The sequence below is a fragment of the Kitasatospora kazusensis genome (assembly GCF_039529945.1).
GTDB classification, from domain to species: Bacteria; Actinomycetota; Actinomycetes; order Streptomycetales; family Streptomycetaceae; genus Kitasatospora; species Kitasatospora kazusensis.
In genome coordinates this window covers 55986-81359 of sequence record NZ_BAAANT010000016.1, presented here as the reverse complement: position 1 = coordinate 81359, position 25374 = coordinate 55986, and the positions used below count along the sequence as shown (strand labels likewise).

Below are 25374 nucleotides of genomic sequence, written 5' to 3'. Positions count from 1 at the left end.
GCCGTCAGCGAGGCGGGTGTTCCCTGCGGCCTCCGCGCAGAGGTCGCCCCATCCCTTGGCTGCCTCGTTCGTGGCGAACCGAAGTCGTCACTCGCCGCTGATGGGTGGCGGCGGGACGTCGTCACCGCGCTTGGGGCTCATGGAGCGAGCACCTCGCCGTGGTCATCTCCGGGGAGAGGCCCGGTGAGCTGTGCGGTCGGTTCGGGGTCTGCCAGGATTCTCGCGGTGGCGCGCCATTCGGCGATGACGCGGTGCAGGTTGGCATGCACGTCGAGTTCCACGGCGTCACGAGTGGTGTCCACGAGGTCGACGACGAACTGCCGCACCTCGTCGGCCGACAGGTGCCGGGTCCAAGGGAAGACCGTGGGTAGTGCGACGAGGACTGCCTGTACGCCTTGGTCGTTGCCGATCAGTGCCGCGAACAGGCGCGCGGTGACGTCCGCGGTCTCCTCGCGCTGGCGGTCATGGCGTTCGGTCGTGAGGTAGAGGTCCTCGCCGTCGCGACGCGTGATGTGGACGCGCTGGGTGTGTTCAACGGTCTCGGCGACTCGCTTGGAGTTCTTCGACAAGTCAGAGAACGACACGGTGAGTGTGGACATGGATCGAGGCTGCTTCGGAACACATTCCGAAGTCAAGGTGGGGTTTCGGTGTCGGGTGGCGCGATGGCGCCCTCCCGTCCGGACGTCGTTCGAAGTGATCTCGTCGTGGACCGGGTTCCCGCCCCGCTAGGAGAGTGCCCCGAAGCCGGTGCAGAGCAGGCGGACGCTCCGCGTGAACTTCTCGTCCTGGTTCAGGCGCGGGATCAGCGGGCCCATGACCAGGGGGAACCGCTCGCACAGGTCGGCGTGGAGGGTGGCGGTGACGGGCGGTGGGGTGGCCGGCTGGCTCTGCTCCTGGAGGACGAAGCCGGTGACGTGGCTGAGCAGGATGTCGGCGGCGATGCCGCAGTCGCCGACGGTCCTCCGGCGCCTCCTGGCGCCCCCGCACTGACCGCAGCACGACGATCACGGGAGGGGGCCGTCAGCCCGGCTCGCAGTCGGCGGCGGTCACCAGGCGGACGGTCGAGTGCAGCAATGCCATGCGCACCACGCCGCCTTCACGGAGCAGATCCGCGGTGGGCCCGGGCGAGCGGGAGTTCACCCTCCCAGGGGGCCTGATCAGCCCTGATACCAGTACGGACGGTGCGATGCCGACATGGTCTTGGCCAGCGGTGCGGGGTGCGTGATGGGCTGGCGGCATGATGGAGACTGCAAACCCGACCGGTGCGGTGGCACTGGTGACCGGGGCGAACAAAGGCATCGGATTTCAGGTCGCCGTCCAGTTGGCCGAGCGCGGGCTGACCGTGGTGGTCGGCGCTCGTGACCCCGAGCGCGGACGGGCTGCCGCCGACGAGATGCGGGCCGCCGGGGCCGACGCCCACCCGGTGACGCTGGACGTCACCGATCCGGCGACCGTGCGGCAGGCGGCGGGATGGATCGAAGAACGGTTCGGGCGGCTCGACGTGCTGGTCAACAACGCCGGCGCGGCCGAGCACCCGGGACACCGGCCCAGCACCGCCGACCTCGACCTGGTCCGCGAGGTCTTCGCGACCAACGTCTTCGGCGTGCTGACCGTCACCAACGCGGTGCTCCCGCTGCTGCACCGGTCGCCTGCCCCACGCATCGTCAACGTGTCGAGCGGCATGGGGTCGCTGGCCACTCAGAGCTCACCGGACAGCTACCTGGCCCAGGTGCCCGCCATGGCCGCCTACCCGGCCTCCAAGTCCGCGCTCAACGCGCTGACCGTCCAGTACGCCAAGGAACTTCGCCGGGGCGGCTTCCTGGTCAACGCCGTGTCGCCCGGCCCGTGCGACACCGACCTGACCAAGGAGTTGCAGACAACGGGCTTCCCGATGGCGCGCACGGCGGCTCAGGGCGCCGCGGTCGTCGTGCGGCTGGCGACTCTGGGACCGGACGGCCCGACCGGCGGCTTCTTCGGCGAGGACGGCCCGGTGCTCTGGTGACGGGCCGTAGCGGCGGCCGTACCTGAGCCGTGATGGTCCGGCAGCCCGGCAGGCTATCGTGCCGGGCATGGATCTACGCCGTCTGCGGTACTTCGTGGCCGTGGCCGAGGAGTTGCACTTCGGCCGCGCGGCGGCCCGGCTGCACATGTCGCAGCCGCCGCTGAGCCGGCGGATCCGCGAGTTGGAGGACTGGCTGGGGACGCGGCTGTTCGACCGCTCCGCCCAGGGCGTGCGGTTGACCGAGGCGGGGCGGGTGCTGCTGGCCGAGGCCCGGGAACTGCTGGAGGCGGCGGAGCGGGCGAGCGAACGCGTCCGGCAGACCGCCGGACGGCGCACCATCGTGGTGGGCACCGTGGCCGGGGCCGGTCGCGGCCTCGGCCCGCGCGCCGCCGAGCTCTTCCGGTGCAGCCACCCGGAGGCGCTGGTCCGGCTGCGGGAAACCGGGATCAGCGATCCGACCGCAGGACTGCGGGCCGGTACGGCGGATGTCGCGCTGACCCGGCTGCCGTTCGACACCACGGGACTGGCCGTCCGGGTGCTGGCGAGCGAGCCGGTGGTCGCGGTCGTTCCGTCCGGTGACCCGCTGGCGCGGCGGACGGAGGTGGCGGTCGCCGACCTCGCCGACCGGCCGTGGATGCGACTGCCGGAGGAGGCGGACCCGGCCTGGCGGCGCTACTGGCTCGGCCAGGCGGGCAGCGCCGCCTCCGCTCCGCTCGACCGGGCGGAGCCCGAGGCCGGGCTGCCCCGGGCGCACGACGGCGGGGGGCCGGTGGTCCGCGCGGTGGCCGAGTGCCTGCACGCCGTGGTCTGGCAGGGCGCCGTCGGCATCCTGCCGGTCGGCGCCACGCAACACCACCGGACCGAAGGCGTGACCTTCGTCCCGCTGACCGATTACCCGCCCAGCCGCGTGGTGCTGGCCTGGCCCGCCGAGAACCCGGACCCGGCCGTCGTTGCCTTCGTCGAGGCCGCGGTTGCCTCGGTCTGAGGCTCCGGAAGCAGAGAAGCTGAGCCTGCTGCTGAGGCTGTGAAACGGCGATGGCCCGGACCGCTGTGCGGTTTGGGCCGCCCGCCGGCGGAGGATACGGGATTCGAAGTCGTGAAGGGTTGCCCCGACTCGCTTTCCAGGCGCGTGCAGAGCTCCGCCCAGGTGGCTGGGCCGAACCGGGTCAGCGGAGGGCGGCCCAGGAGGTGGGTGGCCGGGTGGTGCCGGGGGCGGGGGCCGGGGTGTCGTGGGTGCCGCCGGGGGTGGGGAAGGCGGGGCGGGTGGGCAGGTGGTGGATGTCGCGGCCCGTCAGGGCGTTCAGGATGGTGGCCGAACGCCAGGCGGCCGTGCCGAGGTTGGGGGCCCCGAACCCGGACCCATGGGTGACGAAGACGGAGCCCCGGGCCGGTCCGTCGAGGGCGAGGCGGTGGTCGGCGTCGACGAGGGCCCGGCCGGACCGGTCGCGGACCACGTACGGGGCGAGTCCGTGCAGCAGGTTGTCGGACCGGCGTTCGGTGCGGCCGGTGGCGAGGACGACGGCGTCGGTGGTCAGGGTCTCGGTACGGCCCTGCCGGGCGTGCTCGATCTCCAGGTCGATACGGCCGTCCCGGACCCGGCCGGTGCGGATCGCGGTCGCTGCCCGCAGTGCGGCGTCCGGCCGGCCGCCGGCCACGGTGCGGCGGTACAGCTCGTCGTGGATCGTGCCGATGGTCTCGGCGCTGGTCCCCTCCTGCAACTGCCCCTGTTGCGGCGGCAGCCCGTCCCGGTTCTGCCCGGGGAGCCGGTGGAACAAGCGGGTGCGGTCCGGGATGAGCTGTTGCGGCCCCGGCCCGGAGTACTCCGTCGGGCCGAAGGAGGGGGAGCGGGTGATCCAGTGCAGGCCCTCCCGGCCGGTCGGACGGGCGCGCAGCAGGTCCAGGAAGACCTCCGCGCCGGACCGGCCCGATCCGACGACGGTGACGTGCCGCTTGCCGAGCAGCTCGTCCCGGCGGGAGAGGTAGTCGGCCGCGTGCAGCGCCGTGGCGCCGTTGTCCGCGAGCAGGTGGCGGAGCGCGGCCGGTACGGCGGGTTCCGTCCCGATGCCGAGGACCAGGTTGCGGGCATGGGCGCGGCCCGCGACCACCTCACCGCCGGTCGCGTGCTCGTACGTGTAGTCCACGGCGAACGCCTGCCGGGGTTCGTCCCAGCAGACCGAGTCGACCCGGTGGCCGAAGCGGCACTGCGGCAGCCCGTGGCTCACCCAGCGGCAGTAGGCGTCGTACTCCGTGCTCTGGATGTGCAGCCGTTCGGCGAAGGAGGACGGGAGGAGGCGCTTTGAGGCGCGGAGGTAGCCGGGGAACGACCAAGGGCTCGACGGGTCGACCGGGCTGACCAGGTCGGCGAGGAACGGCACCTGGAGCGTGCCGCCGTCCGGTGTCGGGCCGGGGCGCCAGGGGAAGTCCTGGGCCCGTTCGAGGAACTCCGCCCGCAGCCCGGGGACCTGGTCGGCCAGCGCCGCCAGCGAGAGGTTGAACGGCCCGACCCCCACGCCCAACAGGTCGAGCGGCTCCGTCCGCGGGCGCAAGTCGTTCGTCATTCCCACTCTTCCTGGTCGTTCCTGCTCTCTCCGGCCGGAGACGGCCCGGACGCCGGGCCGGACGCCGGGCCGGACGCCGGGCGCCGATGGGGCTGACCGACGCGCCGGATCCGAGACCACCGGCACTCTGGACCACCCGCCGACCGCTCGGCGAGCAGCACGCGGACGTTCTGTCAGCTTGCGCACGATTCGCGGAGCACGGAGCACGGAGCACGGAGCACGGGGTACGAAGTGCGGACTACGGATGGGGGACGGCCACGGAAGGGCCACGGACGGGTCCGCTCCGCGGTCGCGTGCGGCGGCCCCGTTCGTGTACCACGGTGCTCACCGATGGCTCAACGTGGCAAGCCTGTCACACAGGGTTGTGGTCCGATGGGAAGTGCTCTTCCTGGCAAGACCGGCGGCCCCCCGGCCGTCACCAGATCCGAGAGGTACATATGCCTACCACTGAAAGTCGCGCCGCCGGAGCCCGCCGGCTCGCGCGCCGGCTCGGCATCGCCGGTGCGGCCTTCGCCGCCGTCGCGGCCCAGCTGCTGGCCAGCCCCGTCGCGGACGCCCGTGGCCCCGGGCCGCACCACACGCTGCGGGCCGACGCCGCGACGCTGGCCGAGAACAAGCTGCCGTTCACCACCCGGTTCGAGGGCGACTTCCACGGCTCCGTCACCAGGATCAGCAACAGCCTGATGACCTGTGACGAGACCAAGCCGCCGCTCGACCCGGCGCAGCCGCCGTGCGAGCAGGCGCGGACCGGTGCGGGCTCCCGGCCGATCAACAACAACTACTACATGAAGTACATCAACATCGACCCGGGCAGCACCGGCCCGCTCGGTGACCCGATCTACTCCGCCAGCTCCGCCGACCTCGGTCTGATCGACGGTTCCACGGTCAAGTACGCCCGGCTGTACTGGGGCGGCACCCGGGGCATCGGCGACACCGTCCTGCCGGAGAGCGTGATCGACGAGGTCTACCTCAAGTCGCCGGGCGACTCGCAGTACACCAACATCGCCAACGACCAGCCCTCGATCGGCTACATCACCACCACCGACGAGAGCAGCTACCAGGCCTCCGCGGACATCACCGACATGGTGAAGCAGCACGGCAACGGCACCTACACCGTCGCCGACATGGACTCCGTGGTGAAGCCGCACAGCTGGGGCGGCTGGACGATCGTGGTCGCGTACGAGAACCCGTGCAAGCCGTACCGCCACATCCACGTCTGGGACGGCTTCCAGGTCGAACTGCCGGACAGCCCCGAGCTCAGCATCAAGCTCTCCGGGCTGATGACCCCGCAGACCGGGGACGTGCACGGCAAGATCGGGTTCGTGGTCTACGACGGCGACCTCAAGTGGACGGGTGACACCCTCGCGGTGAAGTCCACCAACGGCCCGAAGACGATGTTCAGCGACGTCAACCACTCGCCGGACGACGCCTTCAACTCCACCATCGAGGAGCTCACGCCGGCCGACCAGTTCGCGCGGAACCCGTACAACCGCAACAACTTCGGCTACGACTCCAACCGCTGGGACATCTCCCACGCGCTGCGCAACAACGACACCGATCTGACGACGACCTTCGACACTAAGAAGGACGGGTACGACATCGGCGTCTTCTACGCCTACGTCAACCTGGACAGCTCGACCGAGCTCTGATCCGGCGCCGGCTGCCGCGCTCCCGTACGACGGGCGCGCGGCAGCTCCGTCGTGCCGGAGCCGCCGACGGAGCCCGGTCCGGACCCGCCGGACCCGCCGCCCCCGCCGCGCAGGCGGCGCTCGCAGGGGCGCTCCACCCAGCGGTACAGCGCGCCCGCCGCCGCCAGCGTGCCGCCGGCGAGCAGCAGCCAGACCCCGGCCGTGGCCGGGCCCGGTGCGGGGTGGCCGAAGCGGTGGAGCCAGCAGCGGACGCCGATCTCGTGCACCAGGTACCAGGCGAACGACCAGTCCCCGAGCCGGGTGAGCACCTTGTGCCCGAGCAGGCTGCCGCCGTCCAGGTCGGCCTGGGCCGCCGCGACGACGAGGGCGCCGAAGAGCGGGGCGGAGAGCAACTGGGAGGCCGAGTACGGGCCGTACCAGAGGGCGTCCGGCACCGACCGGGACCACGGCACCAGCACCAGGTGCCAGCCGGCCGCCGCGAGCACCGCCGGGACGAGCGGCACCCGGGGGAGCAGCCCGCGCCGCAGCGCCAGCCCGGCGGCGGCACCGAGCAGGAACTGCGGGGTACGGGTGAGCGGCAGGTAGTCCAGCAGCCAGCTCCGCAACGCCGGATCGGCCACGGCGGACCCGCCGAGCCAGAGCGCCGGGCCGAGCGCCGCGCAGAGCAGGAGCACCGCCCGCAGCCGCAGCCGGCACCGGGTCAGCAGCGGTAGAAGCAGCGGGAACAGCAGGTAGAACCAGCCCTCGTCGCCGAGCGACCACCCGGCCGGGTTTCCGCCCATCGTCATCGCCTGGATCCAGGGGTGCACCAGCAGCAGCGACCAGAGCGCGGCCGCCACCGGCACGGCGGCGCCGATCGCGGCGTACACGGCGAGCGAGAGCCCGGTCGCCAGGGTGTGCAGCGGCCAGATCCGGGCCAGCCTGCGGCGGTAGAAGACCAGTGCCGGGACGGGCGAGTCCGCGTACGTCCAGGCGAGTACGAAGCCCGACAGCACGAAGAAGAACGTCACGCCGCTGCGCCCGTACCAGGCCACCGGGCTGACCAGGGGGACGGTGCCGACCTGGCGGGAGAGGTGGTAGAGCACCACCAGCAGCGCGGCCCAGAAGCGGAGCCCGGTCAGCGAGGGCAGTCGGGCGGGCAGTCGGGTGGGCAGTTGGGCGGGAAGGCGCGCGGGCCCGGGTGTGGGCAGCCGGGCGGGCGCGGGTGGGTGCGAGGGCGGCTGCGCAGGTGGGAGTGCGGGCATGGGCGGATGTCCTGACGGAGGGCCGGGGTGCTCAGGGCCTAACGGCGAGGTGCCCATAAGGTGACGACGGTGCGACAGCGGGCCGCGTTTTCATGGTTGTTATGTGGTGTGTCTAATATCAACGCGTCAAAGTTCTTATCAGGTTTGGCCGGTCGTGACCGACTGTCGCCTGTTCCGAGGAGCATGTCCTGCGCGCACGGGCGAACCGGCGGACCACATCGGCCGCTGACAAGAAGAAGAGGCGTAGGGACAAGGACCGGAACAGGCGGAGCAGGATCTCGCTGCGGACGGCGCTGCTCGTCCTCGCGATCGTCCCCAGCATCGCCCTCGCCGCGCTCTGGGCGGTGACCACCGGTCAGACCCTCTCCGACTTCCGGCGGCAGGCCGCGCAGGGGCTGCTGGCGCAGAAGGCCGGCCAGCCGTCCAACATCGTCTACTACAACCTGCAGGAGGAACGCCGGCTCAGCGCCCAGGTGCTGGCGGGCCAGGCCGCGGGCGGGCAGGGCGGCAGCGGGCAGAGCGCCGACGCCGGGGCGCTCCAGCGGCAGCGCAAGCTGACGGACCAGGCGATCCAGACCTTCCAGGACCTGTCCCGGGTCGCTGCCAAGTACGCGCCCGCCGAGGTCCGCGACGCCGTGGCCGAGGCCCAGCACGCGCTGACCGAACTGCCAGCCGAGCGCACCCTGGTCGACCAGGGCGGCAGCGCGCGGCAGGCCGACGTCTACACCTACTACACCGACCTGATCGCGGTGGACCTGCGGCTGTTCACCGCACTGAGCCACGTCGACGACGGTGAGGTCACCTGGGTGTCGCGGCCGCTGGTCGACCTGTTCTGGACCAAGGAGATGATCTCCCGGACGGACGCGCTGCTGGCGCGCGGCTGGCCGAGCGGACGGCTTGGCACCCAGGAGATCCGGCAGGTCCAGCTGTCCGTCTCCGCGCAGACCTTCCTGATCGACACCAAGATCGCGCCCTACCTGCCGCCCGCCGAGGCCTCGGCCTGGCGCGACCTCGCCGCGACCCCGGCGTGGAAGTCCAAGTCGGTCGTCGAGCAGAGCCTGCTGCAGCCCTCCGCCCCGGACGCCTCCGGCACCGTGGCGCTCGGGCCGTACCAGGACCAGTGGCGCCAGGCCGTCGACCAGCTGAACCCGCTGCTGGTCAAGGTGATCGAGGCCCGTACCGCCGGGGTGGTCTCCACCGGCAAGGGGAAGATCCTCTCGCTGCTGCTGCGGGTGGTGCTGACCAGCGTGATCGGCCTGCTCGCGGTGATCGCCGTGATCCTCACCACCTGGCGGCTGACCCGCTCGCTGCGCCGCCGCATCGTCGGCCTGCACGACCAGGCGCAGGAGCTGGAGCGCACGCTGCCCGAGGTGGTCGAACGGCTCGCCCAGGGCGAGCAGGTCGACGTCGAGGCGGAGGCCCGCGCCATCGACCGCGGCACCCACGACGGCGGCGAGGACGAGCTCACCCGCCTGGGCGAGGCGCTCAACCTGGCCCGCACCAGCGCGCTGCACGCCGCCGTCCGGCAGGCCGACCAGCACCGGGGCTTCGAGCGGCTGCTCCAGCGGATCGCCCGCCGTACCCAGCTGCTGATCGGCCTCCAGCTGAAGAAGCTCGACGAACTGGAGCGCCGCTACGAGGACCCCGAGGTGCTGGACGGCCTCTTCGACCTCGACCACCTCACCGCCCGGCTCCGCCGCTACGAGGAGAACCTCGTCATCCTGGCCGGCGGCACCCCGCACCGCCGCTGGCGCAAGCCCGTCCCGCTGCTCGACGTGCTGCGCGCGGCGCAGGGCGAGGTCCAGGACTACCGGCGCGTCGTGCTGGACGTCGAGGGCAGCCCCTGGCTGTCGGAGCGGGTGGTCGGTCCGGTCGCCCACGTGCTCGCCGAGCTGATGGAGAACGCGCTCAGCTTCTCCAAGCCGCCCACCCCCGTCGAGGTCAGGGCCGCGCAGGTCGGCCGCGGCCTGGCGATCGAGGTCGAGGACCGGGGCCTGGGGATGGACGAGGACCAGCTCCGGGCCGCGAACGAGCTGATGAGCAGCCCGCCCCGGATGGACGTGCTGGCCCGCGCCGACGACATCCGGCTCGGCTTCTACGTGATCGCCCGGCTGGCCGCCGCCCACGGGCTGCGGATCGAGTTCCGGCCGTCCGCGTTCGGCGGCACCCGGGCGGTGCTGCTCGTCCCCGACGAACTGGTCAGCAGCGGCGAGAGCCAGGAGCGCCCGGCGCGTCCGGTGATGGTGCAGCCGCTCCCCACGGCCCCCGCCCCGGTCGTCGCCCCCGCCACCACCCCCGCCCTCGGCGCGGGCCCCGGCACCGCGCTGCCGTCCCGCTCCCGGGGCCGGGCGCTCGCCGGAGTCACGGCGCAGTACGCCCCGCAGGCCGTCGCCTCGCAGGCCGACGTCCCGACGGCCGCCGTCGAGTCCTCGGCCGTCGAGCTGCCGGACGCCGAGGCGCCGCTGCCCCAGCGCGTCCGGCAGGCCCACCTGGCGGCCGAACTCCGGCTCCCGGAGGGCACCGCGCCGACCGTGCCCAGGCCACCCCGCTGGGACGACAACCCGCTGCTGCGCCCGGCCCCCCGGCGGGCCGGCGCCGCGATCGGCGCCTTCCAGCGGCGGTCCCGGGCAGCCCGCGAGGAGACCCGGGAGACGGCCTGGCCGCCCGCCGAGCCCACCCCGCCGCAGCAGTACCTCCCCGAGGCGTACCTCCCCGAGCAGGGCCTCCCCGGGCAGCACCTCCCCGCCCCACCGGTCCAGGGCCCGTTCCACGATGACGAGCCCTGGCACCAAACCCCCACTCCTACGACGGAAGACCGGTCATGACGCGCACAACCGCCACCCACCAGGACCTCGACTGGCTGCTGGACGGATTGGCCGACTCGGTCGCCGGGACCAGGCACGCGGTGCTGCTCTCGGACGACGGCCTGGTGGTCAGCCACTCCCGCACCATCGAGCGCGCCGACGCCGAACGGCTGGCGGCCATCGCCACCGGGCAGCAGAGCCTGGCGCGCGGCGTGGGCCAGCTCTTCGACGGCGGCACGGTGCACCAGGTGATCGTCGAGCTGGCCGAGCTCTGGCTCTTCATCACCTCGGCGGGCCAGGGCACCCACCTGGCCGTGGTCGCCTCGCAGGAGGTCGACGCCGAGGTGATGTCCCTGGCGATGCACAACCTCGTCCAGCAGGTCGGTCAGAAGCTGAGCACCCCGGCCCGGGGCGACTTCGACGCCTTCGGCGCCCGGGGCGGGCGCGGGTGACCCGGTACTGGGCCGAGGAGGACGAGGGCGAGGAGGACGACGACGGCGCGGGCACGATGGTCCGCCCGTACACCATCACCCGGGGCCGGACGGCCCCGGAGCGGGACGACCTCACCCTCATCACCGTGCTGACGACCACTCACCAGGAGCTGGACGAGTACGGCAGGCCCTTCCGGCCCGGCGGGCGCGGACTCCAGCCGGAGCACCGCGTCATCCTGGAGCGCTGCCGGCGCCCGGCCGCCGTGGCGGAGGTCGCCGCCGACCTGGACCTGCCGGTCTCGGTGACCAAGATCCTGCTCGGTGACCTCGTCGCCCAGGGCCTGCTGCTCGCCCGTGCCCCACTGTCGGTAGCCCGCGCGGCCGGCGGTGCAGACCTCGGCCTGCTGACGGCCGTTCGCGAAGGACTCCGGAGACTCTGAGCCAGATGACAACCAGTCACAGCACGGGCGGTCAGCCCGCTCCCGCCGCCGTCAAGATCCTGATCGCCGGCGGCTTCGGTGTCGGCAAGACCACCCTGGTGGGCGCGGTCAGCGAGGTCGCGCCGCTGCGTACCGAGGAGTACCTGACCCGGGCCAGCGTTGGCGTCGACGACCTCGCGGGGATCGACCAGAAGGACACCACCACGGTGGCCCTGGACTTCGGCCGGATCACCGTCAGCCCCGAGCTGGTGGTCTACCTGTTCGGCACACCGGGCCAGGAGCGCTTCTGGTTCATGTGGAACGACCTGGTCAACGGCGCGCTCGGCGGGGTGGTGATCGCCGACACCCGGCGGCTGGAGAGCAGCTTCGCCTCGATCGACTTCTTCGAGAGCCGGGACATCCCGTTCGTGGTGGCGATCAACTGCTTCCACGGCCTGAACACCCGCTCCCCGGCGGAGATCCGGGCCGCCCTCGACCTCGACCCGCAGGTGCCGATGCTGGTCGGCGACGTCCGGGAGCGGCTGTTCGGCCGGGACGTCCTGCTCGCCCTCGTCGACCACCTGATGAGCCTTCCGATGCCCAGCCCCGCCCCCGTCGGCTGACACCCCCCGAACCAGGAGACACTGACATGGCATCACCCCTGCGCGTCCTGATCCACGGCGGCGGCATCGGCGGTCTCACGCTGGCCACCGCGCTCGCCGGACGCGGCCACCAGGTCGAGGTCGCCGAGCTGCGGGGGGAGCTGGACGCCCTCGGCGTCGGCATCATCCAGCCCTCCAACGCCCTGCACGTGATGCACGGGATCGGTGTCCTGGACGACTGCCTGGCGGCGGGCTTCGCGTGGGACACGCTGACCGTCTGCGACCCGGCCGGCGGCGTCCTGGCCAAGATCCCGCAGCCCCGGATGGGCGAGGCCCCCGCCAACAACGGCATACCGCGCCCCGCCCTGGCCGAGCTGCTCGGCCGGGCCGCCACGGCGGCCGGCGCGGTGATCCGCTTCGGCACCACCATCACCGCACTGGCCGACGACGGCGAGGGCGTGGACGTCACGCTGTCCGACGGCTCGTCCGCCCGCTGGGACCTGGTGGTCGGCTTCGACGGCATCGGCTCGCCGCTGCGCACCCGCCTGTACGGCGACCGCTACACCCCCGAGTACACCGGCTTCGCCAACTGGCGGGTCACCGTGCCGCGCGCCCCCGAGGTGCGGGGCGTGGTGATGAGCGCCGGCCACCAGGCCGCGAAGGCCCTGCTCACCCCGATCACCGAGGAACTGATGTACCTGGGCGCGGTCTTCGCCGAGTCCGAGGACTTCCGCCCCGACCCGCAGCTCGCCCACCGGCAGCTCGCCGAACGGCTCACGGCCTTCGGCGGTCCGGTGGCCGACGCACTCGTCCACGTCACCGACCCCGCCGCCGTGGTCCACTCCCGGATCTCCCAGGTCACCGTCGAGGAGCCCTGGCACGTCGGCCGGGTCGTGCTGGCCGGCGACGCCGCCCACGCGAGCACCCCGCACCTCGCCCAGGGTGCGGCGATGGCCTGCGAGGACGCCCTCGTCCTCGCCCTCACCCTGGACGCCGAGCCGGACGTCCCCACCGCGCTCGCCGCGTGGGAGGCCCGTCGCCGCCCCCGCGCGATGTGGGTCCAGGCCCTCTCCCGCGCGGTCCTCAAGCAGGAGACCGGCACCCCCACCACCCCCGACGAGGACACCCTCCTCAAGACCGGCATCCCGGGCGCGGCGCACGTCCTGGTCCAGCCCTACTGAGGATTCCCCTCCGGGGCGGTCGGGGTTCACCGTTCAGGACGGGGTACCCATAGGGGCGCGGGGAACTGCGCGACCAGGGCTCTACGGAGGTGCACGGTTGCGCGCGCAGTTCCCCGCGCCCCTGTTGTGGTTGCTCTGAGCTGTAACAGTTCCGCGGCCCTGCTCTCGGTGCCCCGAGGGCAAACGCGGGCGTGGCCCGGGGTGGGAACGTAACCTGCTGAGAGGGCGGCATCTCACGCGGCGGAGGGGCGGATCGCAGTGGAGGAACGGACGGGTAACCGGACCAGCAGGCCGGAGATAAGGCTGGTCCGGCGTGGTTTCACCGATCCGGAGGCCGCCGTGCGGCTGCTGGACGGGCCTGGGCTGCACGGGCTCGCCACCGATCCCGTGCTGCTGGACGCGCTGGGTGCCACGGCCGACCCGGACCTCGCGCTGTTCGGGCTGGCCCGGCTGCTGGAGGCGCTCGACGAGCCCGAACGGCACACCCTGCGGGACACCCTGACCAGCTCCAAGCCGCTCCGCGACCGTCTGCTCGGCGTGCTCGGAGCCTCCACCGCACTCGGCGACCACCTGGCCCGGTACCCCCGGGACTGGCACACCCTGGTCACCTTCGAGGTGCGCGACATCCACCCGGGCCCGGAGGACTTCCGCCGCCAGCTGCACACCCGGGTGTTCGGCAACGGCAACGGCAACGGCAACGGCCACGGCAACGGCGACCGGGCCGACGCGCTGCGCGTCGCCTACCGACGCTGCCTGCTGGCCATCGCGGCCCGCGACCTCAGCGGCACCACCGACCTGCCGCAGACCGCCGCCGAGCTCGCCGACCTGGCGGGAGCCACCCTGCAGACGGCGCTCGACATCGCCGTCGGCGAGGACCCTGCGGCGGCCGGGCTCTGCCGGCTGGCCGTGATCGCGATGGGCAAGTGCGGTGGGCGGGAGCTCAACTACGTCTCCGACGTGGACGTGGTCTTCGTGGCCGAGGCCCGGGAGGGCTCCGAGGAGCACCCGGCGGTGCAGGCCGCCACCCGGCTCGCGGCCCGGATGATGCGGCTGTGCTCGGACACCACCGGCGAGGGCACCATCTGGCCGGTGGACGCCAACCTCCGCCCCGAGGGCCGGAACGGGCCGCTGGTCCGCACCCTCGCCAGCCATCTGGCGTACTACCAGCGCTGGGCCAAGACCTGGGAGTTCCAGGCGCTGCTCAAGGCCCGGCCGGTGGCCGGCGACGCCGAACTCGGCGCCGCGTACACCGAGGCCACCGGGCCGCTGGTCTGGCAGGCCGCCGAGCGGGAGAACTTCGTCGCCGACGTGCAGCAGATGCGTCGCCGGGTGGTGGACTCCATCCCGGCCACCGAGCTGGACCGGCAGCTCAAGCTCGGGCCCGGCGGGCTGCGCGACGTCGAGTTCTCCGTCCAGATGCTGCAACTGGTGCACGGCCGCACCGACGACCGCCTGCGCAGCGGCAACACCCTCGAAGCCCTGGCCGCGCTGAGCGACGGCGGCTACGTCGGCCGTGCCGACGCGGCCTCGCTGGAGGCCGCGTACCGCTTCCTGCGCACCCTCGAACACCACATCCAGCTGTACCGGCTGCGCCGCACCCACCTGATGCCGCGCGAGGACGCCGAGCTGCGCCGGCTGGCCCGCTCGCTGTCCGGGCTGATCAACGACGACACCCGGGCCGACCCGGTCGCCGCGCTGCAGCGGGAGTGGAAGCGGCACGCCGTCGAGGTCCGGCGGTTGCACGAGAAGCTGTTCTACCGGCCGCTGCTGGACGCCGTCGCCGAGCTGCCGCTGCCCGCCACCCGGCTCAGCCCGCAGGCCGCCAAGGAGCGGCTGGAGGCGCTCGGCTACGCCGACCCGGCCGGTGCGCTGCGGCACCTGACCGCGCTCGCCTCCGGTGTCAGCCGCAAGGCCGCCATCCAGCGCACGCTGCTGCCGGTGCTGCTCGGCTGGTTCGCCGACTCGGCCGACCCGGACGCCGGGCTGCTGGGCTTCCGCCAGGTCTCCGACGCGCTCGGCCGCACCCCCTGGTACCTGCGCCTGCTGCGGGACGAGAGCGCCGCGGCCGAACAGCTCGCCCGGGTGCTCTCCGCCGGGCGGCTCGCCCCCGACCTGCTGCTCCGCGCGCCGGAGGCGGTCGCCATGCTCGGCGACCCGAACGGCCTCGCCCCGCGCGGGCGGGCCGCGCTGGAGCAGGAGATCCTCTCCGCCGTCGGCCGGGCCGGATCCGCCGAGGCCGGGGTGGCCGCGGCCCGGTCGGTACGCCGCCGGGAGCTGTTCCGCACCGCCGCCGCCGACGTGCTCGGCCGCCTCGGCGACGAGCCGGGCGCCGCGCTGGACGCGGCGGGGGAGGCCCTGACCGCCCTGAACGCGGCCACCCTGCAGGGCGCGCTGCGGGCCTGTGTCGCCGCGTGGGAGAGCGAGCACGGCGACCTGCCCACCCGGCTGGCCGTGATCGCGATGGGCCGGTTCGGCGGGCGCGAGCTCGGCTACGGCTCCGACGCGGACGTGCTCTTCGTCCACGAGCCGGTGCTCGGCTCGCTCGAAGCGGACGCCGCCCGCGCCGCCCAGGCCGTCTGCAACCGGCTCCGCACCCTGCTCTCCGCCCCCTCGCCCGAGCCGCCGCTGCTGATCGACGCCGACCTCCGCCCGGAGGGCCGGCAGGGTCCGCTGGTGCGCACCCTGGCCTCGTACCAGGCGTACTACCGGCGCTGGTCGCACGTCTGGGAGAGCCAGGCGCTGCTGCGCGCCGAGCCGGTGGCGGGCGACGCCGAGCTGGGCGAGCGGTTCCGCGCGCTGATCGACCCGCTGCGCTACCCGGGCACCGGGGTGCCGGAGCGGGACCTGATGGAGATCCGCCGGATCAAGGCCCGGGTCGAGTCCGAGCGGCTGCCGCGCGGGGCCGACCCGACCACCCACACCAAGATAGGGCGGGGCGGCCTGGCGGACGTCGAGTGGACGGTCCAGCTGCTCCAGCTCCAGCACGGGCACGAGCTGCCCGGCCTGCGGACCACCAGGACCAGGGCCGCGCTTGCCGCCGCCGCCGACGCGGGGCTGGTCGAGGCGGAGGACGCGGCCGTGCTGGACGCGGCCTGGCAGCTGGCCTCCCGGGTGCGCAGCGCGGTGATGCTGGTACGCGGCCGTCCGGGCGACAGCTTCCCCGGCGACGCCCGCGAGCTGGCCGGGGTGGCGCGCTACCTGGGCTACGGCGCCGGGCACTCCGGCGAGCTGGTGGACGACTACCGCCGGACCACCCGCCGGGCCCGCGCGGTGGTGGAGCGGATCTTCTACGGGCCGTGAGGACCCCAGGGCCTGTCGGGTGACCTGCCCGGGCCGCCGAAAGACAGGTGTGCGAAACTCCGACCTGACGTCGTGTAGGCCCGGTAGGCTCGAAGCCATCCCGTCGATCATGGACGACCGCGCCGGCCCGGGTGGGTGCTTCCGAGCCCGGACCAGCCCGATCCAGCCCGGTCCAGGCAGAGAGAGACCGTATGGCCACCTGGGGATGGGCGAAGCCCGCTGCGGGCGAACGACCCCGGCTGGGACTGGGCCTGGGGGGTCTGCGCGACCCGCTGACCGCCGCCACCGCGCTCGCCGCCGTACTCAACGTGCTGTGGGCCCTGTTCCTGGCCAGGGACTCGGGGGACCTCGCGGCGCAGTACGCGTGGACGGACTTCATCCGGCAGAACCCCGACTCGGCGTACAACCTGTCCTGGTACGGCGGGATGCACACCGCGTCCTACAGCCTGCTGTCGCCGTACCTGATGGGCTGGCTGGGCGTCCGCACCACCGGGGTGCTGGCCGCGACGGCCTCCACGACGGTCGCCGCCTGGCTGCTGCTGCGGGTGCGGGCCGCGCGCCCGCTGCCGCTCGCGCTGTGGACGGCCGTGGCGCTCTCCGCCGACCTCTACTCGGGCCGGGTCACCTTCGCGCTCGGCGTCCTGTTCGCCCTGGGCGCGGTGGCACTGCTCTTCCCGGCGGCCGGCCGGGAGCGCGCCCGGCTGGTCGCGGTGCTGGGCCTCGGCGCCCTGGCCAGTACGGCCAGCCCGGTGGCCGGGCTGTTCCTGGAGGTGGTGGCGGCCGCGCTCTTCCTCGACCGCCGCCGGTCGGAGTCCTACGCCCTCGCGGCGGGGCCGGTGCTGGTGATAGGCGGCACGGCGCTGCTCTTCCCCTTCCAGGGGGTGCAGCCCTTCGACTGGTGGCTGGCCTGGCCGCTGGCCGTCAGCGCCGCCTGCGCCGCCGTGCTGCTGCCGCGCGAGTGGCGCGTCCTGCGGGCCGGCTCGGCGGTCTACGCCCTCGGAGCGGCACTGACCTGGCTGATCCCGTCGCCGGTCGGCAGCAACGTCGAACGGCTGCCGCTGCTCTTCGGGCCCACCGTGCTGCTCGCCGCCGTGCTCCGCCGCCCGGACGGCGGCCGGCCGGTGGACCGGCGGCGCCGGGCGGCGCTGGCCCTCCTGCTGTGCGCCGGGGTGCTCTGGCAGGTGACCAAGCCGATCGGCGACCTGGTCACCACCGTGCCCGCCCAGGCGACGGCGCTGCACCCGCAGCCGCTGATCGACGAACTGCGGCGGGTCGGCGCCGACCGGGGCCGGGTCGAGGTGGTGCCGCTGCGCACCCACGGCGAGGCCTCCGACATCGCGCCGTACGTCAACCTGGCCCGTGGCTGGAACCGGCAGGCCGACGTGGCCCGCAACCCGCTGTTCTACCAGGACGCCCTCGCCCCGGACGACTACCACGCCTGGCTCCAGTACTGGGGCGTCGGCTTCGTGGTGCTCCCGGCCGGGCAGCCGGACGACGCGGCGGTCGACGAGGCCAGGATCGTCCAGGAGCCGCACAGCTGGCTGAGCCCGGTCTGGAAGGACGCGAACTGGCAGCTCTACCGGGTCACGGACGCACTGCCGCTGGTGGCGCCGCCCGCGACCGTCCAGCTCGCCGGGCCGGCCGCCGTCACCATCGAGGTGCCGCAGGCGGGCTCCGTCCTGCTGCGGATCCCGTGGTCCCCGTGGCTCTCGCTGGGCGCCGAGGCGGGCGGCACCGGGAGCTGCCTCACCGAGGGCGGCGGCGACTGGACGGTCCTGCACGCCGCCCATGCGGGCACCTACCAGGTGGCCAGCCGGTACGGGTTGCCTCGCGGCGCGCCCTGTGAGAAGGCCTGACGGCCGGTTCGCACCCGGGCCGGCCATTGCGGGAAGGCCTGACGGCCACGTTCGCACTCGACCAGGCACATGCAAGGGGCGCGAGGAACTGCGCGAGGTTGGAAGGTGCGGCGGTGTGCCTTCCGGTTTCGCGCAGTTCTCCCCCAGCCTTCGGCCGGGAGGTGCCCCCACGCGCCCCTTGTATGTGCCCCGTGGGGGCCGGTCAGTGGCGGGTGGCGCCGACCGGGGTGGTCCACTGTTCGGGGACGGTGACCGGGGCTTCGGTGTCGGCCCCGCCGGTGACCCGGGGGAGCTGGTAGACCCAGACGTGGTAGATCGCCCGGGAGGCCGTGAAGCCGACCGCGAGGCAGACCATGCCGCCGACCGCGTCCATCCAGAAGTGGTTGGCGGTCGAGATGATCACCATCAGGGTGGCCAGCGGGTAGGCCAGACCGAGGGCCCGGACCCAGGGCCGGCGGGCCAGGAAGAAGATCGTCAGGCCGCACCAGAGCGACCAGCCGATGTGCATCGAGGGCATCGCCGCGAACTGGTTGGAGACCTGTGCGCCCGCGCCGGAGGCCAGTGACCCCCAGGTGTGGTGCACGTACACGGTGTCCACGAAGTTGCCGCCGGTCATCAGCCGGGGCGGGGCCAGCGGGAAGAAGTAGAAGCCCACCAGCGCGATCCCGGTGGTCACGAAGAGCACCGACCGTGCCGCCGCGTAGCGGCCCGGGTGCGAGCGGTAGAGCCACACGAGCACGCCGATGGTCACGATGAAGTGCAGCGTCGCGTAGTAGTAGTTCATCCCCACGATCAGCCAGCCGACCGAGTTGACCCCGTGGTTCACCGAGCGCTCCACGGCGATGCCGAGGTGCTGCTCGAAGTGCCAGATCCAGCTCGCGTGCTGCTGGGCGGCCTTCTCCTGCTCGGGGACCGCGTTGCGGACCATCGAGTAGATCAGGTAGCTGAAGCCGATCAGGGCCAGCTCGAACCAGAGCCGAGGTCTGAGCGGCGTCCGGCGTTGTTCGCGGACACGGCTGCGCAGCGCGGCGGCAGGCGTCTGGGCGGCGCGGGTGGCTCCGCCGGGCCGGTGGACCGTACGGCCCTCGCCCGGGACGGAACCAGACCCGCGAGCCGCGGCGGCGCGGTCTGCGCTCGCGTTACGGATCTCGGTCGGTTCCCCCATGGACGAGAAGTCTGCCAGACGGTTCGTGGCCGCCTGCTCATCCTGCGGTAGGGGATTCGTCACCAGCTGTCCCCCAAAAGCGTGAGGGGGTGGGTACCGGAGGTGGGCATGAAGTCCATTGTGACTCGTTCGCAGACCACCGGTCGAGGCGACCCCCTCCGCTCCGTCCCCCGGCCGTCCCGGCCCGCTTCGCAACGGTTCGGTGAAGACCTTGATTGCAACGTTTTCGGCATCTTGCTGAAACTTCTTGCAGCCACTAGCGTCCACGCCACTCAACGTCGACGAGCCGCCTCAAGGGAGCCTTAAGTGGCCGAAGTGCCGCCCCGCCGCCCACGGAGCACCACCCCCCGTCGCAGATCCGGCCGCTCGGCCGTGCTGCTCGCCGTTCCGCTGCTCGCGGCCACGCTGGGATCGGCCCCGATGGCCGCCGCCGCCGCGCCGCCGCCCCCGCCCTCGGACGCCGCCCTGGCGTCCTCGGCGGCCCGGCACGACCTCACCAGGGAGCAGTTCTACTTCGTCCTTCCGGACCGGTTCGCCAACGGCGACACCGGCAACGACACCGGTGGCATCACCGGCTCGCGGATGGACAACGGCCTCGATCCCACCGACAAGGGCTTCTACCACGGTGGCGACCTGGCGGGCCTGATCGACAGGCTGGACTACATCCAGGGTCTGGGCACCACCGCGATCTGGCTGGCCCCGATCTTCAAGAACAAGCCGGTGCAGGGCACCGGCGCCGCCGCCTCGGCCGGCTACCACGGCTACTGGATCACCGACTTCACTCAGGTCGACCCGCACTTCGGCACCAACGAGCAGCTCAAGGAGCTGATCGCGAAGGCGCACGGCAAGGGCATGAAGGTCTTCTTCGACGTCATCACCAACCACACCGCCGACGTCATCGACTACGCCCAGCAGAGCTACGACTACCGTTCGACGGGCGCCTACCCGACGCTCGACGCGGACGGGAACCCGGTCGACGAGACCGCCCTGGCGAACGCGGGCGGCAGGTGGCCGAAGCTCACCCCGGACTCGTTCCCGTACACCCCGGTCCTGCGCACCCCGGCGGACGCCGCCGCGAAGACCCCGGCCTGGCTCAACGACACCTCGCTCTACCACAACCGGGGCAACTCGACCTTCGCGGGCGAGTCCGGCACCGAGGGCGACTTCTCCGGCCTGGACGACCTGGACACCCAGAACCCGGCGGTGGTGAAGGGCTTCGAGAAGGTCTACCAGGACTGGGTGGCGCAGACCGGGGTCGACGGCTTCCGGATCGACACCGTCAAGAACGTCGACATGGCGTTCTGGCGGCAGTGGGCGCCCTCGCTCAAGCGGTTCGCGGCCCAGCAGGGCAACAAGAACTTCTTCATGTTCGGCGAGGTCTACGCCGCCGACCCGACGGTCACCGCGCCCTACGTGACCCAGGGCAAGCTCCAGGCCACCCTGGACTTCCCGTTCCAGCAGGGCGCCCGGACCTTCGTCTCGCAGAACGGCTCCGCCAAGGCCCTCTCGGCGGTGTACGCGCAGGACTACCGCTACACCACCGCCGACACCAACGCGTACGAGCTGCCGACCTTCCTCGGCAACCACGACATGGGCCGGTTCGGCAGCTTCCTGCAGAGCGACAACCCGGGGGCCGACCAGGCCACCCTGCTGAAGAAGGACCGGCTCGGCAACGAGCTCCAGTTCCTGACGCGCGGGCAGCCGGTGGTCTACTACGGCGACGAGCAGGGCTTCACCGGCGCGGGCGGCGACAAGGACGCCCGGCAGGACATGTTCGCCTCGCAGACGCCCTCGTACAACAGCGACAACGTGATCGGCTCCGCCCCCGGCTCCGCCGACCGCTACGGCCAGGACGGCGCGCTCTACCAGGGCATATCCACGCTGGCCAAGCTGCGGCAGGCCAACCCGGCGCTCGCCGACGGCGCGCAGGTCGAGCGGTACGCGGCGGACGGGCCGGGCGTGTACGCGTTCTCCCGGATCGACGCCAAGCAGCAGGTCGAGTACGTCGTCGCGGTGAACAACTCCACCGACGCCAAGACCGTCCCGCTCGACACCTTCTCGGCCGGGATGGGCTTCGACCAGCTGTACCCGCAGGCCGGTCCGTCCGCCACCAGCGGCGCGGACAAGAAGCTGACCGTCACCGTGCCGCCGCTCTCCTCGGTGGTGTTCAAGGCCGCCGGGAAACTGGCGAAGACCACCGCCGCCCCGCAACTCGCCCTGCGGGCACCGGCGGACGGCGCGACCGGCACGGTCACCGTCGGCGCGGACGTCCCCGGCGGCGGATTCGACCGGGTCTCCTTCGCCGCGCAGATCGGCAACGGGCCCTGGCAGCGGCTCGGGACGGCCGACGACGGGACGTACCAGGTGACCCAGGACCTGAGCACCGTCGCGCCCGGCACCGTCGTCCGCTACAAGGCCGTGGTGCAGGCCTCCGGCGGCCAACTGCGGTCCGTCGCGGGCGGTTTCACCACCGGCACCCCGGATCCGAAGCCGGTGCCGACCACCACCTCGCGCCCGTACGCGGTGGTGCACTACCAGCGGAAGAACGGCGACTACGACGGCTGGAACCTCTACGCCTGGGGCGACCTCGCCGACGGCGAGCAGACCAACTGGCCCGCCGGGCACGGGTTCACCGGCCGGGACGCGTACGGGGCCTTCGCCTACGTCAAGTTGAAGGACGGCGCCGCCGACCTCGGCTTCCTCGTGGAGAACAACGGCACCAAGGACGTCGACGCCGACCGCCACATCGACATCGGCAGCACCGGTGAGATCTGGCTCAAGGAGGGCGACCCGGCCGTCCACAGCACCGACCCCGACCCGGCCGCACCCGTCCCCGCCGGTACGGCGGTGATCCACTACCACCGCGCGGACGGGAACTACGACGGCTGGGGCCTGCACGACTGGACGGGCGCCGCGACGCCCACCGACTGGGGCAAGCCGCTCCAGCCGGCCCGCCGGGACGGCTTCGGCGACGTCTTCGAGGTGCCGCTCGCGGCCGGGGCGACCAGCCTCAGCTACATCCTGCACAACGGCAACGACAAGGACCTGCCGAACGACCAGTCGCTCGACTTCGCCACCAGCGGCCGGGAGATCTGGATCCTCGGCGGGCAGCAGGACTACCTGCTGCCGGAGCCGTCCGGCAGCTCCGCGCAGCTCGACCTCTCCACCGCCAAGGCGCAGTGGATCGACGCGAAGACCGTGGTGGTGCCCGCCGGCTACGGCGCCTCCGACGGCTCGCTGGCCGGCGGCACCAGCGCGCAGCTGGTCTACGACCCGGCCGGCGGGATCACCGTCGACAAGGGCGCGCTCAGCAGGCCCGGCCACTGGATCCGGCTCAACCCCGGCGCCCTGACGGCCGCGCAGAAGGCCAAGTACCCGAACCTCGCGGGCTACCGCGCCTTCACCGTGGACCCCCGCGACACCGCGCGGACCACCCAGGCGCTCCGCAGCCAGCTGGTCTTCACCGAGCACCTGCCGAGCGGCGCCGTGCTCGCGGCGACCGGCGTGCAGATCCCGGGCGCGCTGGACGACCTCTACGCGGCCAAGGCGGCCGCGGCCAAGCTCGGCCCGGTCTACCGGAACGGCCGGGTCACCCTGTCGCTCTGGGCGCCCACGGCCGCCGAGGTCTCCGTCCAGCTCTTCGACACGGCGACCGGCGGCACCCCGAAGGCGGTCCCGCTGCGGCGTGACGAGGCGAGCGGCGTGTGGTCGCTGACCCTGGACACCGGGCAGCTGTCCGGCAAGTACTACCTGTACCAGGTCAAGGTGTGGGCGCCGAGCGTCCAGCAGCTGGTCACCAACCTGGTCAGCGACCCGTACTCGGTCGCGCTCTCGCCCGACTCGAAGCGCAGCCTGGTGGCCGACCTGGCGGCCGGTGCCACCAAGCCGGCCGGCTGGGACCAGCAGCAGGCGCCGCAGGCGATCCCGGCGGTGAAGCAGCAGATCCAGGAGCTGCACGTCCGGGACTTCTCGGCGGCCGACACCACCGTGCCCGCCGCCGAGCGCGGCACCTACCTCGCCTTCACCGAGTCCGGCTCGGCCGGGATGCAGCACCTGCGGGCGCTGGCCAAGGCCGGGATCACCACCGTCCACCTGCTGCCGACCTTCGACATCGCCTCCGTCCCGCCGGCCGCCGACCAGAAGCTGCCCGCCTGCGACCTCGCCTCGCTGCCGCCGGACAGCGACAAGCAGCAGGAGTGCGTGGCGGCCGTCCAGGCCCAGGACGCGTACAACTGGGGCTACGACCCGCTGCACTACACCGTGCCTGAGGGCGCGTACGCCACCGATCCGACGGGCACCGCGCGGACGGTGCAGTTCCGGCAGATGGTCGAGGCGATGCACGCGGCCGGGCTGCGGGTCGTGCTGGACGTGGTCTACAACCACACCGCCGCGAGCGGCCAGGCGGACCACTCGGTGCTCGACCAGGTCGTGCCCGGCTACTACCAGCGGCTGAGCGACGACGGCAAGGTCACCACCGACAGCTGCTGCGCGGACACCGCGCCCGAGCACGCCATGATGAACAAGCTGGTGGTCGACTCCGTCGTCACCTGGGCCCGGCAGTACAAGGTGGACGGCTTCCGCTTCGACCTGATGGGCATCGACCCCAAGTCGACCATGCTGGACGTCCAGTCGGCGCTGCGCGGGCTGACGAAGGCCAAGGACGGGGTGGACGGCAAGGACGTCTTCCTCTACGGCGAGGGCTGGAACTTCGGCGTCGTCGCGAACAACGCCCGGTTCGTGCAGGCCACGCAGGCGAACATGGCGGGCACCGGCATCGCGACCTTCAACGACCGCGTCCGGGACGCCGCGCGCGGCGGCAACTTCATGCTCTCCTCCGCGCCGCAGCAGGGCTTCGCCTCGGGGCTCTACACCGACCCCAACGGGTCGGCGGCCAACGGCACCCCGGACCAGCAGAAGGCCGTACTGCTGCACCAGATGGACCAGTTGAAGGTCGGCCTGACCGGCAACCTGGCGGGGTACTCGTTCACCGACAGCTCCGGAAAGGCCGTCACCGGCGCGGGAGTCGACTACAACGGCTCGCCCACCGGCTACGCGGCGAACCCCGGCGAGGCGGTCGAGTACGTCGACGCGCACGACAACACCGACCTGTTCGACGCGCTCGCCTACAAGCTCCCGGCCGGCACCGCGCCCGCCGACCGGGCCAGGATGCAGGCGCTCGGCCTCTCGCTCACCGCGCTGGCCCAGGGCCCGGGATTCGCGGTGGCCGGGAGCGACCTGCTGCGCTCGAAGTCGCTGGACTCGAACTCCTTCGACTCGGGTGACTGGTTCAACGCGATCCACTGGGACTGCACCCAGGGCACCGGCTGGGGCCACGGCCTGCCGATGGCGGCGGACAACAAGTCGATGTGGCCGGCCGCCCAACAGCTGCTGGCGAACCCGCAGCTGACGATGGGCTGTGCGCAGACCGACGCCACCACCACGCAGTACCAGCAGTTCCTGCGGATCAGGCAGTCCTCGCCGCTGTTCGCGCTGAGCAGCGCCGCCGAGGTGCAGCAGCGGCTCTCGTACCCGCTCTCCGGCACGGCGGGGGAGACCCCCGGGGTGATCACGCTGCACCTGGACGGGACGGGCCTGCCCGGCGCGGAGAAGGGGCTCACGGTGGTCTTCAACGCCACCCCGGCCGCGCAGACGCAGACCGTCGCGGGTCTGGCCGGGACGCGGCAGAGCCTGCACCCGGTGCAGGCGGCCGGCGCCGACCCGGTGGTGGAGCAGTCCGCCTTCGACGCCGCCACCGGGAGCTTCACGGTGCCGGCCCGGACGGTGGCGGTCTTCGTCCAGAACTGACCCGTACCCGCGACGGGCGCCGACACGCTCCCGTAACACCCCGCAGGGGCCCCGCCGACCGGCGGGGCCCCTGCGGGCGTCACGGCTCCTGTGCCGGATGGCCGGAATCGATCGGTCGTGTCCGAGAGGGTGTGACATGGACAAGGCGGCTGACGCTGTGACAGTTCGTCCGCGCAGCGCGCGCGGCCCCGGCATCCGGTCAAGACCGGGTCAACCCCGCCCAACTGCTGGTCGGGCCGGATGAGAGCCCTCCGGTGCCACTGGGAACCGAAGTTGCCGGGAAGCGGAACGACCTTGGTCCGGACTTGACCTGACCCTTGGTCTTCTTTGCCGTGCGGTGAACGCTTATTGGCCAATC

Annotated in this window: 15 protein-coding genes; 11 read left to right on the top strand and 4 right to left on the bottom strand. The window is 72.8% G+C overall.

The window, feature by feature from the left end; all coding sequences use genetic code 11:
- Positions 1-137: 137 nt before the first annotated feature.
- The gene (locus tag ABD330_RS16075; protein ID WP_344465428.1) at positions 138-599 is read right to left on the bottom strand and encodes a prevent-host-death family protein; all 462 of its coding nucleotides are present in this window, start codon (positions 597-599) and stop codon (positions 138-140) included.
- A 638-nt stretch (positions 600-1237) separates the two neighbouring features.
- Here ABD330_RS16075 and ABD330_RS16070 point away from each other — a divergent pair.
- Both ABD330_RS16070 and ABD330_RS16065 read left to right on the top strand, forming a co-directional pair.
- Positions 1238-2002, top strand: a complete 765-nt coding sequence (locus ABD330_RS16070) for an SDR family oxidoreductase (RefSeq protein WP_344465426.1) — start codon at positions 1238-1240, stop codon at positions 2000-2002.
- Between the two features lie 67 nt (positions 2003-2069).
- The gene (locus tag ABD330_RS16065; protein ID WP_344465424.1) at positions 2070-2987 is read left to right on the top strand and encodes a LysR family transcriptional regulator; all 918 of its coding nucleotides are present in this window, start codon (positions 2070-2072) and stop codon (positions 2985-2987) included.
- A 181-nt stretch (positions 2988-3168) separates the two neighbouring features.
- Here the strand turns inward: ABD330_RS16065 and ABD330_RS16060 are convergent, their stop codons facing one another.
- A complete protein-coding gene (locus ABD330_RS16060) occupies positions 3169-4560 on the bottom strand; it encodes a lysine N(6)-hydroxylase/L-ornithine N(5)-oxygenase family protein (protein WP_344465422.1) in 1392 nt (463 codons plus the stop codon).
- Positions 4561-4997: 437 nt separating this feature from the next.
- Here ABD330_RS16060 and ABD330_RS16055 point away from each other — a divergent pair, with 437 nt between their 5' ends.
- Positions 4998-6209, top strand: a complete 1212-nt coding sequence (locus tag ABD330_RS16055; RefSeq protein WP_344465420.1) for a hypothetical protein — start codon at positions 4998-5000, stop codon at positions 6207-6209.
- Here ABD330_RS16055 and ABD330_RS16050 read toward each other — a convergent pair.
- Entirely contained in the window at positions 6176-7453 is a 1278-nt protein-coding gene (locus ABD330_RS16050; RefSeq protein ID WP_344465418.1) for an acyltransferase family protein, read from the bottom strand. The two genes, ABD330_RS16055 and ABD330_RS16050, sit on opposite strands and share 34 nt — an antisense overlap.
- A 344-nt stretch (positions 7454-7797) precedes the next feature.
- Here ABD330_RS16050 and ABD330_RS16045 point away from each other — a divergent pair, with 344 nt between their 5' ends.
- The 7 genes from ABD330_RS16045 to ABD330_RS16015 all read left to right on the top strand — a co-directional run bounded on the left by ABD330_RS16045 (position 7798) and on the right by ABD330_RS16015 (position 18046).
- Positions 7798-10278 carry a sensor histidine kinase gene (locus ABD330_RS16045; RefSeq protein WP_344465416.1) on the top strand — a complete coding sequence of 827 codons (2481 nt, stop codon included), beginning with the start codon at positions 7798-7800 and terminating at the stop codon, positions 10276-10278.
- Positions 10275-10709 carry a roadblock/LC7 domain-containing protein gene (locus ABD330_RS16040; RefSeq protein ID WP_344465414.1) on the top strand — a complete coding sequence of 145 codons (435 nt, stop codon included), beginning with the start codon at positions 10275-10277 and terminating at the stop codon, positions 10707-10709. Before ABD330_RS16045 ends, ABD330_RS16040 begins: the two co-directional genes overlap by 4 nt.
- Positions 10710-10765: 56 nt before the next feature.
- Positions 10766-11128: a DUF742 domain-containing protein gene (locus ABD330_RS16035; RefSeq protein ID WP_344465557.1), complete on the top strand. Its 363-nt coding sequence runs from the start codon at positions 10766-10768 to the stop codon at positions 11126-11128.
- Positions 11129-11133: 5 nt separating this feature from the next.
- The gene (locus ABD330_RS16030; protein ID WP_344465412.1) at positions 11134-11730 is read left to right on the top strand and encodes a GTP-binding protein; all 597 of its coding nucleotides are present in this window, start codon (positions 11134-11136) and stop codon (positions 11728-11730) included.
- 26 nt (positions 11731-11756) lie between these two features.
- On the top strand, positions 11757-12890 hold the full coding sequence (locus ABD330_RS16025; protein WP_344465410.1) for an FAD-dependent monooxygenase: 1134 nt from the start codon (positions 11757-11759) through the stop codon (positions 12888-12890).
- A gap of 258 nt (positions 12891-13148) precedes the next feature.
- Complete coding sequence (locus ABD330_RS16020) at positions 13149-16190, top strand: bifunctional [glutamine synthetase] adenylyltransferase/[glutamine synthetase]-adenylyl-L-tyrosine phosphorylase (RefSeq protein WP_344465408.1); 3042 nt, start codon at positions 13149-13151, stop codon at positions 16188-16190.
- 191 nt (positions 16191-16381) lie between these two features.
- Positions 16382-18046: an MFS transporter gene (locus ABD330_RS16015; RefSeq protein ID WP_344465406.1), complete on the top strand. Its 1665-nt coding sequence runs from the start codon at positions 16382-16384 to the stop codon at positions 18044-18046.
- Between the two features lie 202 nt (positions 18047-18248).
- On the opposite strand, the gene ABD330_RS16010 is transcribed toward ABD330_RS16015, so the two are convergent.
- Positions 18249-19211, bottom strand: a complete 963-nt coding sequence (locus ABD330_RS16010) for a phosphatase PAP2 family protein (RefSeq protein WP_344465404.1) — start codon at positions 19209-19211, stop codon at positions 18249-18251.
- A gap of 315 nt (positions 19212-19526) precedes the next feature.
- Here ABD330_RS16010 and pulA point away from each other — a divergent pair, with 315 nt between their 5' ends.
- Positions 19527-25016 carry a pullulanase-type alpha-1,6-glucosidase gene (pulA, locus tag ABD330_RS16005; protein ID WP_425555551.1) on the top strand — a complete coding sequence of 1830 codons (5490 nt, stop codon included), beginning with the start codon at positions 19527-19529 and terminating at the stop codon, positions 25014-25016.
- Positions 25017-25374: the final 358 nt, after the last annotated feature.

Bases quoted from the DNA above. Each gene is read 5' to 3' on its own strand.
- ABD330_RS16075 (WP_344465428.1), bottom strand. From the start codon at position 599: ATGTCCACACTCACCGTGTCGTTCTCTGACTTGTCGAAGAACTCCAAG.
- ABD330_RS16070 (WP_344465426.1), top strand. From the start codon at position 1,238: ATGATGGAGACTGCAAACCCGACCGGTGCGGTGGCACTGGTGACCGGG.
- ABD330_RS16065 (WP_344465424.1), top strand. From the start codon at position 2,070: ATGGATCTACGCCGTCTGCGGTACTTCGTGGCCGTGGCCGAGGAGTTG.
- ABD330_RS16060 (WP_344465422.1), bottom strand. From the start codon at position 4,560: ATGACGAACGACTTGCGCCCGCGGACGGAGCCGCTCGACCTGTTGGGC.
- ABD330_RS16055 (WP_344465420.1), top strand. From the start codon at position 4,998: ATGCCTACCACTGAAAGTCGCGCCGCCGGAGCCCGCCGGCTCGCGCGC.
- ABD330_RS16050 (WP_344465418.1), bottom strand. From the start codon at position 7,453: ATGCCCGCACTCCCACCTGCGCAGCCGCCCTCGCACCCACCCGCGCCC.
- ABD330_RS16040 (WP_344465414.1), top strand. From the start codon at position 10,275: ATGACGCGCACAACCGCCACCCACCAGGACCTCGACTGGCTGCTGGAC.
- ABD330_RS16035 (WP_344465557.1), top strand. From the start codon at position 10,766: ATGGTCCGCCCGTACACCATCACCCGGGGCCGGACGGCCCCGGAGCGG.
- ABD330_RS16030 (WP_344465412.1), top strand. From the start codon at position 11,134: ATGACAACCAGTCACAGCACGGGCGGTCAGCCCGCTCCCGCCGCCGTC.
- ABD330_RS16025 (WP_344465410.1), top strand. From the start codon at position 11,757: ATGGCATCACCCCTGCGCGTCCTGATCCACGGCGGCGGCATCGGCGGT.
- ABD330_RS16015 (WP_344465406.1), top strand. From the start codon at position 16,382: ATGGCCACCTGGGGATGGGCGAAGCCCGCTGCGGGCGAACGACCCCGG.
- ABD330_RS16010 (WP_344465404.1), bottom strand. From the start codon at position 19,211: ATGGGGGAACCGACCGAGATCCGTAACGCGAGCGCAGACCGCGCCGCC.